This window comes from Enterobacter cloacae complex sp. IR5441 (genome assembly GCF_049238215.1).
GTDB classification, from domain to species: domain Bacteria; phylum Pseudomonadota; class Gammaproteobacteria; order Enterobacterales; family Enterobacteriaceae; genus Enterobacter; species Enterobacter hormaechei_C.
The window spans coordinates 1-8,690 of the sequence record NZ_JBMKIA010000064.1 but is presented as its reverse complement, the minus strand read 5'-3'; the positions used below and the strand labels follow the sequence as shown (position 1 = coordinate 8,690).

Below are 8,690 nucleotides of genomic sequence, written 5' to 3'. Positions count from 1 at the left end.
TGCCATTACGCATCACGCCTTCAGTAGCGGAACAGGAGGGACAGCAGACGGAGACTGAAGCCACGGGAGCACCTCAAAAACACCATTATACACTAAATCAGCAAGTTGGTAGCATCACCGATCCCTTTAACTTCAAATCTGCCAAGCTCTTTTTGAACTCTACCACCGAGCCCGTTAATAACGCCATTAGCACTCATACTGTGCTGTTCGTACTTTTTGCCTATATCGAAACATGTGCAGGAATGATTTGGTTCAATATACCATTTTTTTAACACCTCAATACTTTTAGAGTCAAAAACCTTTTCATTCATTAACAGAGCTTTCCATTCTTCCACACTGATATCAATGTCGCAGACGTACTCCCCGTCAATTACCTGGCAAATCTTATTGATCACGATCATCCCCCTGTAATAAAAAATCATCACAATACACAGTTCGTTACCCGGTATGAGTGCGGCCGGGTAACATCTGCAGTATGCCATATTCACAGCTCAGGTAAATCAGAAAAACTATTTTTACAGTACCACAAATGAAATTGTTTCATAAATGACAGGATCTCAGCATCCATAACCAACCATTCCATGTTTTCAGCCTGCCCCAGATATAGTGGACAGATAATTCTGCTCATTATCCGCGACGATGAAACAGTCTCCGGTCAACAAAACCGTACAATACTTTCAATGATCTGCACTTTTAACTGCACAAGCGACATACCATTCAGAACTTAAAAAGTTAACAATGTTTTCATACTGGCGTGTATGCCACATTATTAGCATTTTGCGAATAAAAATAACTGGCATAATTGTATTTAATGATAATGTTACATATTGTTAGCCAGGTTCCGGAAAGCGAGAACCGGAACCGCACCTGTCCAGCCGGTATTCCCGTCGATGACCCTCGCTTTTTACTGATTTGTGCCCGACTGAGAAGTCGGTAACTCAGTTTCGGAATCGGCGCAGATGAGTTTCGGGAACAAAATAAATGTTGCCGCGCGCCCGTGAGCATGCCACGTACAGCCTGTTACGGGACGACGGTGGAAGGGTTGCCAGTTCCTGACGGGTCAGAAGCTTCCAGTGGGAGGATCCCATCACAATGCAGACATCCTGAAAGTGATCGAGCCCTTTACTGGCGCCCCAGTTCATGGAATAGCAGCCGTAACGGTGATGTTCACGATAGAAGAGCTTAATCACCGTATTATCGGCGTGCAGGGTGGCTGAGCGCTCTGTATCTGCGATCGTTTCAATCAGGGAGGCATGTATCCCATGGGCAGCGATACGGATGTTCAGTTGCCCGGTGATAAACTCGCACACTGAAGCTGAGCAACGCCATGTCCGGTTGAGCGTGTCCCGGTCAACCGCGAAACCTGCTGCGTCGAAGCGGGCCTCATATCGCGTGATGTCGTCGTGCAGCGTTGAATTAACGTTGCCGTCATGGCTTGTATCAAAGGTATGCTGATAAAAATCGCCGCAACAGAGCACAGTGATTTCCGCGCGGCAGAGCTCCAGCAGAAAATTAAAGTCATGTCCGGCAAAGTCCTGGACTTCATCGACAAGCAGTTCATCATAGTAACGGGCAAGCCGGATACGGATATCCGGCAGCAACCCCCGGGCTGTCAGTAAATGTGCGAGCCTCCGGTGATACAGCCGTCCGGCGGGATCCTGATAATGCCGGGCATTCGTGCGCGGTATTCTGGGTGGGGGCTGGTCGAAGCTCAGGCCACGCGATGCCAGCTGCTCCTGCAGGAAAGGCCGGAAGCAAAAACCGTGCAGAAACTCAAACCAGGTCATCACCCTGATCCCTTCCGGGATAAAGCCAAAACGTCTGATAATCTGTGCCCGCAGATGCGCTTCATTATTCACGGTGAAGGTCAGGAGCAGCGTCCTCCTGTCCTCACTCAACCGTCGTATCAGCAGCGTGGTCTTGCCCGAGCCGGCAACCGCAAATATCACTCTCTTATCCATGCCAGTGCCTCCTGAATATAATCAGGTACGGTCAGCTCTCCGGCGTGCAGCTGTAACAGCCGGAATGCTGCTTCTGCCTTATTGGCCAGCATGTATTCCTGCACCGTGAGTGTCCGGCGGGGTCCGCGGAAAAGCGTATCACACAGATCAGCGTTATCCTGATACAGGCTGATTTCAAATGTGGATCGGGTGTTATCGCGATCAGCAAATACCCGGGAGCGGGAACAAATCACGTCAGCATAGCGTTCATCGCAGTTTTGCTGATAGTTGCCGTCATTATCACGAAGGGCCGCGACGCGATTTTCCAGAAGACGGGCCAGTTCAAGATAACGACGGAAACTCGTTCCGCCGATAGCGATGATGTGAACTCCGTCTTCCTCCGGTGCCCTGCCATACAGGCGGCGATAAAAGGCCTCGATCAGAATAAACTCAGCATCCCCCTCCACGAGCAGCACACGTCTGGCCAGCGCAAATTCCAGTACGTTATTATCCGGTGCTTTCATGAAGAAGGCGGCAGTCTCAGCGGAAAGTTCATTCATCAGTACCGGCCGGGCAGACCCGAGGAGGATTGCCTTACGCAGATCGAGGCGGGAGGAGATATGGCTGCTGTGTGTGGCAATAAACACCTGCGTCTGCCGTTCAGTGGCAAGCTGATTAACCAGCCTCTTCATACTGACATGGCTGAGATGATTTTCCGGCTCCTCAAGCAACAGTACGTGGAGCTCTCCCTGCTGCTGATGCCGCTGCAGCGCAAACTCCGTTTTGATGAAGCACTGCCTTCCTTTTCCACGGTGACGAATGGAAATACCGTCCTCGGTAATGTCTAGATTCGCCTCAAGCCCTGATTTAGCACCGGAACGCACGCCAAACTGATACGTTTCCAGCGTGTCGTTTATGGCTGACAGATGCCGGGTGCAGAAGTGCATTTTCTGTTGCCGGTAACTGTTTTCAAGCCGGTACCGATCGGCCACCGGCACATTGACGCTGTAAACTGTGCGCGTATATTCCTGTGCGGCGTGCTCGTTATCGATGCGTGCACTGTCTAAGAGCAGATGGCGCAGATAGCGTCTGAAGCTGGCGAAATGACCACCGGAGAAGGTGCTGAACCGCACGGAATAGTATTCATAGGGAAAATTATCGGGATCCTGCTGTAGTACATTGTGAATATCCTGGCCGTATTCCTCCGTCATTGGTGCAATACGCATTCTGAGACCATCCGCATTGATACCCGCCAGATTTTGCCTGCCGTTCAGGTCAGGATCTCCCCCATTACTCAGGAAAACGTCAGCTGTCAGCACGGGTAACTGATCGGCGCGGCGCTCACCTTCCTGAAACTGCCTTACTGCTGACTGGGACAGGAGCGATTCCACACCCAATGCCTCGACCCGGTGCCGGCTGTCACTCAGCACAAGGTCAAGGGCCAGCAGAATCGTGCTTTTCCCGGACTCATTGTCCCCGACCAGAATGTTACGGTCATGAGTGAAGCGCAGGTCCAGTTCCGGAAACTTTTTAAAGTTTTGCAGCATAAGCCGCGTGATCAGAGGCATCTTTTATTCCTTTATATACCGCTGACTGAAAGAGTGTCCGGCTGCGCCAGACCGCCTGTTTTGTTTTACAGCGTTATCTTACCCAGTCTTCCAGCACAAGACCCGGTACCCGCTCAAATTCCCGCGTATTATTCGTCACCAGCACGGCACCGGCGGCGATGGCGTGCCCGGCAATGGCCGTGTCGTTCGGGCCGATCGGCGTCCCGGCCATTCGCAGCGCCACCTTAATCTCCGTGGTGGCGTCCACCGCAGCGCGATCCCAGGGCAGGATGGCATCGAGGCGGGCGCAGAACGCGTCGACCAGCTCGACGTGGCGCGGGGAGGCCTTCGGGCCGGTGGCCCCGAAGCGCATTTCAGAATAAGTGATGGCCGAGACAACGATGCGCTGGCCGCGCAGCACCGCCTGCTCCAGGCGCTTCAGGACGGCTTCCGGCTGCTCGCGCATGATGAACGAGCAGATACAGGTGTCGAGCATATAGGTCTTGTTCACAGGTTAAATCGTCCTTCGTCGCTGACAACGTCCTCGCGCTCCGCCATAAAGTCCGGGTCTGCCTTCTCGAACTGCGCGAACGAGCCCCAGGTCGGCCGGACGGGACGCAAAATAATGCTGTCCCCTTCCCGGACGATCTCCAGCTCGCTCACTCCCTCAAAATCCAGATCGCGGGGCAGACGAATGGCGCGGTTATTGCCGTTTTTAAAAATGGATACAGTTCTCATCATTTCCTCCTGGCCGACCGGCCTGTATGACTATGTTCAGTATATGCAGATGCAAAGCATATGTATAGTCATAGCATATGCAGATGGTAAGTATATGCGTATGCCACACCTATGCAGATGCCCGGCATATGGATATGTTGAACCTATGTTGTATTCTCTCTTTTCCCGGTCAGATCCGAAAAAAGGTAGTTCCGGATCTGCCGGAGCCCTACCGGCGCTCAGTGGCCAAGAAACACAATATGCAGCGGTGTTATTAGCTTCTTTGACGCTATATGTTGTATCCCTCCCCTGCCCAGAGATCGGTCGCTCAGCACCAGAAAAGGGCGGTGTGGTTATTCCCTGACCGTGGTACACTTCCGGAAACTTCGTAAAGCGCGAAAAGTCGGATCAGGACGGAACGGCCGTCCGGTAATTTAACGGCGTGGCTGTATGGCTGCTTGTTATCTCTAAGGTGATTATTTTGTATGTGAATTTCACGAAGTGAAATTAATGGCGACATAACAGTATGTTTCAGGCGGGCGTGAGTCAGCTGCATCCTTACGCTATACTGATATGCATATCATCAGTATGTATTCCGGAGTGCATTATGAAGCAGCGCATCACCGTCACCATAGACAGCGACAGTTATCAGTTACTGAAATCCGCAGACGTCAATATCTCCGCCCTGGTGAACAGGGCCATGCAGAATGAGGCCCGTCGTCTGCGTGCCGAACGCTGGCAGGCTGAAAATCAGGAAGGAATGGCCGAGGTTGCCCGCTTTATTGAGATGAACGGTTCATTCGCCGACGAAAACAGGGACTGGTGAGATGCAGTTTAAGGTTTATGCCTATAAAAGAGAGAGCCGCTATCGTCTGTTCGTGGATGTGCAGAGTGACATCATCGATACCCCCGGGCGACGGATGGTGATCCCGCTGGCCAGCGCCCGGCTGCTGTCGGATAAGGTTTCCTGTGAACTCTATCCGGTGGTGCACATCGGGGACGACAGCTACCGCCTGATGACCACGGACATGGCCAGCGTCACGTCCTCCGTCACCGGGGAGGAAGTGGCCGATCTCAGCCACCGGGAAAATGACATCAAAAATGCGATAAACCTGATGTTCTGGGGAATTTGACAGCCTCCCCGCCCTGAAAGACATCGAGGATGTCAAAACGAAGTATTGCCGCAGAGCTTAACCCTCAGCATGAACTGCTCTCCGGAGCGGATGCCCTGCAGGCTTTCGCGGGGTCAGCTTAAACGAACGGTTCACGCAAAAACCCTAAGGAACAAATATGGCGGACGGAATTTCAGTCTGGGTACCGGTGATCTCCACGTTATCGGGAGGGATACTGACCGGAAGCATTGCCCTTCTGGTGAGCCGGTTGAATCATCGTTACGCTGGCGAACGTGAGGCTTTAGCGGCTGCAGAACGGCATCGCCACGAGCTAAAGATTGCTCAGGAATTACTGGATAAAGAACGTTTATTCATAGCAACTGAGTTGATTTTCTTACTGGAACAATTCGCGGAAGGCTGCGCTCGTATGGCCACAGACTGCGGCGAGCCTGATCCGCAGGGTGTATACACTCCAACGGAAAATCTTCCGGAGCTGATAATCAAGAATATTTCGGGTGACTGGCGGGCACTCCCCCCCCCCGATTATGTACCGGATCCATGAACTTCCGGTACTTCAGAATGAAGTCCGGAGACATCTCGCGGCTTATTATGAGCAGTACTGGGAGCCTCCCTATCTCTCCCCATATTATCGGGAACGTCAGTTCCATTATGCCCGTCTGGGGATAAAGGCCGTTATTCTGGCCCAGAGACTGCGAAAACTCGTCGGTCTGCCTGGAACCCGCCTCGATGCAACGGAATGGTCTGCACAACTCGTCCTCTCTAGGGTGTGGCGGAAAAAACGTAAAGAAAGAACCGAAGCTAAAATTCGTCGTCTGCGTAAAAAGACTGGGGAGAATTCATGATAATGCCTACCATTCAGGGGCAGAGAGTCACACATACCTCTGCTCAGTTGCCGGTGGCCATTGATTATCCGGCGGCACTGGCGTTGCGTCAGATGGCGCTCGTACAGGATGAACTGCCGAAATACCTGCTGGCGCCGGAAGTCAGCGCCCTGCTCCATTACGTGCCGGATCTTCACCGCAAGATGTTGCTTGCGACGCTGTGGAACACCGGTGCGCGTATTAATGAAGCGCTGGCGCTAACTCGTGGGGATTTTTCGCTGGCACCGCCGTATCCGTTTGTGCAGCTGGCCACACTCAAACAACGAACGGAGAAAGCGACCAGAACGGCCGGCCGTTCACCCGCCGGTAGTCAGGCGCATCGCCTGGTTCCGCTCTCCGATCACCACTACGTCAGCCAGCTGCAGATGATGGTGGCCACCCTGAAAATACCTTTGGAAAGACGCAACAAGCGTACCGGCAGAACAGAGAAAGCCCGCATCTGGGACATCACCGACCGGACAGTACGGACCTGGATTGGCGAAGCGGTTGAAGCGGCCGCCGTCGACGGGGTGACATTCTCGGTGCCGGTCACCCCGCATACGTTCCGCCACTCCTACGCGATGCATATGCTGTATGCCGGCATACCACTGAAGGTTTTGCAGAGCCTGATGGGCCACAAATCGATTAGCTCGACGGAAGTCTATACGAAGGTGTTCGCACTTGATGTTGCTGCGCGGCATCGAGTTCAGTTTCAGATGCCCGAAGCGGATGCGGTAGCCATGCTGAAAGGGAATATTTAAGTACTTAGGAGAATGATGCTGGCGAACGTCCTGCTCGCCGGGGAGGTCTGTCAGACGTTATCTGGACCAGCTGACGGGAATATCTGCTCTGTATTCCTCATACTGCTCATAGATCGCATGCTGAAGCATCGTAATACGTTCTGACAACCTGTTGGCGTCCGACATATGCCGCCATTCCCCCTCAATAGTGGTTTTCTGTCCATCCGGGAGATTGAGCGTGATCAATACCTTTGTATCACGAATAATCACCCCGTCAGTGAAAGAATTAAGACCACTCCTTACGGTATTATCTATCTGTATAGTTTCAAGTTTCATCTTGTTACCTCCTGTTGACCGGATCCCAAGCATAGATATCTGAATTCAAATTGCCTAGTGAAATGTCTGGATATGCCGCATTTTTCCCCTTATACAGCGAAGCTGGCCAAAGGCCAGCTCGCTTGGATTTATCGCTTTTGCCAGTAGATCAGCATGGCAAGGAACAGGATTGTTGCCCCCTGAGAAGCGGTCAGGAAAGTTTCCAGCAATGACATTATCGTAAAACTCCGCATTATTAATTTCAGGTGTGTGATTCAGGGGCCTTAGTCCCCCTTTTACAGGACGTAGTGTTCTGTCACGACGGAAGCCAGGGTTAATAAAAACGATTCGAATATGTCTGCAGGGACGATAGAAATCTTCGTGCGGGTTGTCTCGCTGTAGCCGGCTCTGGAGAGCGACTCGGGGGAGGAGTAGTATCTTCCGGCCACGGATATGATCGAGCCAGCAGTGCTCGCCGCAGTCGAGCGACAGGGCGAAGCCCCGAGTGAGCGAGGAAGCACCAGGGAACAAAACTTATAAATTCTGCTTACGCTCAATGCCTGAAAAATCACCTCCCCTCGGGGTTATCCACTTATCCACGGGCATATTTTTATAAAGTACTTTTTTATTCTTTTTCTTTATTTTACATCTTTTAGGGAGCCTGAAAGCCGCGTACAGTGCGGCCTGAGAGGGGGCCTGTATGGGCAACTGGTAAACATAATATGGGAAATTAATCACGTATCAGTGGGTTTTGTGTCAACAAGCTATGGGATACGCATCAACAAGCTATGGGAAAGAGGTCAAGTTCAGTTCTCAATTATCCACTTGTGGATAAAGTGCAGATTTTTCCGGTGGATAAGTATCGCGATAGCTTGCAATTTCTGTTTTCACTGTCATTATGGGTGGGTAAAAATTTACCCATAGGCATTGAAATGGATACTCAAGCACTCTTGCCAGCTACTAAAACGTTTAAAAAACGCGCCAGTATAAAGCAATCTAACGAATTGACCGAAGCTGCATATTACCTGCCTCTTCAGGCAAAACGTGTGCTGTGGTTATGCCTCATGCAGGCCTATTTTAATGACAGCCAGGAAGATGACTCTGACGTATTGCCGCTCTTCAAAATCAGCGTTTCCGATTACGTCAAATACTTCAATGTCGCTACGTCTGTCGCCAGTCGTGATGTGAAGGCTGGGGTAAATGCTCTGGGCGAATCAACGGTTACCTTTTATCCAAAAGAAGGTGAGTTTGAAGAAGTTAAACGTCCGTGGCTGGCTGAAGCAGGAATGAAGCGAGGCCGGGGTTCCTGGCAGATTGAATGGCACTGTTGCAAAGTTAGCGATGAGGCAGCCTTTTGTCTTATTCAAAGGCCTTACATTTCAAAAACTCTGCTTACCAGGCGCATTTCGCCCAGGGGATCACCATAATAAAATGCTGA

At 51.5% G+C, this 8,690-nt stretch carries 11 protein-coding genes and 3 pseudogenes; 6 read left to right on the top strand and 8 right to left on the bottom strand.

Annotated elements, in window-relative coordinates; genetic code table 11:
- The 6 genes and pseudogenes from ACOTX5_RS25790 to vapB form a co-directional block, all read right to left on the bottom strand.
- The coding region (locus tag ACOTX5_RS25790; RefSeq protein WP_138920129.1) for an IS1 family transposase at positions 1–64 on the bottom strand (64 nt) is incomplete at its 3' end.
- 49 nt (positions 65–113) lie between these two features.
- Positions 114–395 (bottom strand): annotated as a pseudogene (locus ACOTX5_RS25785) (HNH endonuclease); the annotation flags it as partial.
- Between the two features lie 543 nt (positions 396–938).
- On the bottom strand, positions 939–1,961 hold the full coding sequence (locus tag ACOTX5_RS25780) for a helicase UvrD (RefSeq protein ID WP_000361404.1): 1,023 nt from the start codon (positions 1,959–1,961) through the stop codon (positions 939–941).
- Positions 1,946–3,508 carry an ATP-dependent nuclease gene (locus ACOTX5_RS25775; protein ID WP_004206609.1) on the bottom strand — a complete coding sequence of 521 codons (1,563 nt, stop codon included), beginning with the start codon at positions 3,506–3,508 and terminating at the stop codon, positions 1,946–1,948. The genes ACOTX5_RS25780 and ACOTX5_RS25775 overlap by 16 nt, the downstream gene beginning before the upstream one ends.
- A 73-nt stretch (positions 3,509–3,581) precedes the next feature.
- The gene (locus ACOTX5_RS25770; RefSeq protein ID WP_001044770.1) at positions 3,582–3,998 is read right to left on the bottom strand and encodes a type II toxin-antitoxin system VapC family toxin; all 417 of its coding nucleotides are present in this window, start codon (positions 3,996–3,998) and stop codon (positions 3,582–3,584) included.
- Positions 3,995–4,225 (bottom strand): type II toxin-antitoxin system VapB family antitoxin, encoded by a 231-nt coding sequence (gene vapB / locus ACOTX5_RS25765; protein ID WP_001261282.1) that lies wholly within the window; start codon positions 4,223–4,225, stop codon positions 3,995–3,997. The genes ACOTX5_RS25770 and vapB overlap by 4 nt, the downstream gene beginning before the upstream one ends.
- Between vapB and ACOTX5_RS25760 the strand changes: the two are divergent.
- The 5 genes and pseudogenes from ACOTX5_RS25760 (at position 4,182) to ACOTX5_RS25740 (ending at position 6,958) form a co-directional block, all read left to right on the top strand.
- Positions 4,182–4,642: pseudogene (locus tag ACOTX5_RS25760) on the top strand (hypothetical protein). The gene vapB and the pseudogene ACOTX5_RS25760 sit on opposite strands and share 44 nt — an antisense overlap.
- A 169-nt stretch (positions 4,643–4,811) precedes the next feature.
- Entirely contained in the window at positions 4,812–5,030 is a 219-nt protein-coding gene (gene ccdA / locus ACOTX5_RS25755) for a type II toxin-antitoxin system antitoxin CcdA (protein ID WP_004197642.1), read from the top strand.
- A gap of 1 nt (position 5,031) precedes the next feature.
- On the top strand, positions 5,032–5,337 hold the full coding sequence (gene ccdB / locus ACOTX5_RS25750; RefSeq protein ID WP_016946795.1) for a type II toxin-antitoxin system toxin CcdB: 306 nt from the start codon (positions 5,032–5,034) through the stop codon (positions 5,335–5,337).
- A 157-nt stretch (positions 5,338–5,494) separates the two neighbouring features.
- Positions 5,495–5,878 carry a hypothetical protein gene (locus ACOTX5_RS25745; RefSeq protein ID WP_063945279.1) on the top strand — a complete coding sequence of 128 codons (384 nt, stop codon included), beginning with the start codon at positions 5,495–5,497 and terminating at the stop codon, positions 5,876–5,878.
- A gap of 303 nt (positions 5,879–6,181) precedes the next feature.
- On the top strand, positions 6,182–6,958 hold the full coding sequence (locus tag ACOTX5_RS25740; RefSeq protein WP_049245386.1) for a site-specific integrase: 777 nt from the start codon (positions 6,182–6,184) through the stop codon (positions 6,956–6,958).
- 57 nt (positions 6,959–7,015) lie between these two features.
- On the opposite strand, the gene ACOTX5_RS25735 is transcribed toward ACOTX5_RS25740, so the two are convergent.
- The gene (locus tag ACOTX5_RS25735) at positions 7,016–7,273 is read right to left on the bottom strand and encodes a hypothetical protein (protein ID WP_000764642.1); all 258 of its coding nucleotides are present in this window, start codon (positions 7,271–7,273) and stop codon (positions 7,016–7,018) included.
- A gap of 128 nt (positions 7,274–7,401) precedes the next feature.
- The gene (locus ACOTX5_RS25730; protein ID WP_032409716.1) at positions 7,402–7,506 is read right to left on the bottom strand and encodes a hypothetical protein; all 105 of its coding nucleotides are present in this window, start codon (positions 7,504–7,506) and stop codon (positions 7,402–7,404) included.
- A 534-nt stretch (positions 7,507–8,040) separates the two neighbouring features.
- On the opposite strand from ACOTX5_RS25730, the pseudogene ACOTX5_RS25725 reads away from it, so the two are divergent.
- A pseudogene (locus ACOTX5_RS25725) lies at positions 8,041–8,577 on the top strand (replication initiation protein); the annotation flags it as partial.
- Positions 8,578–8,690 lie beyond the last annotated feature (113 nt).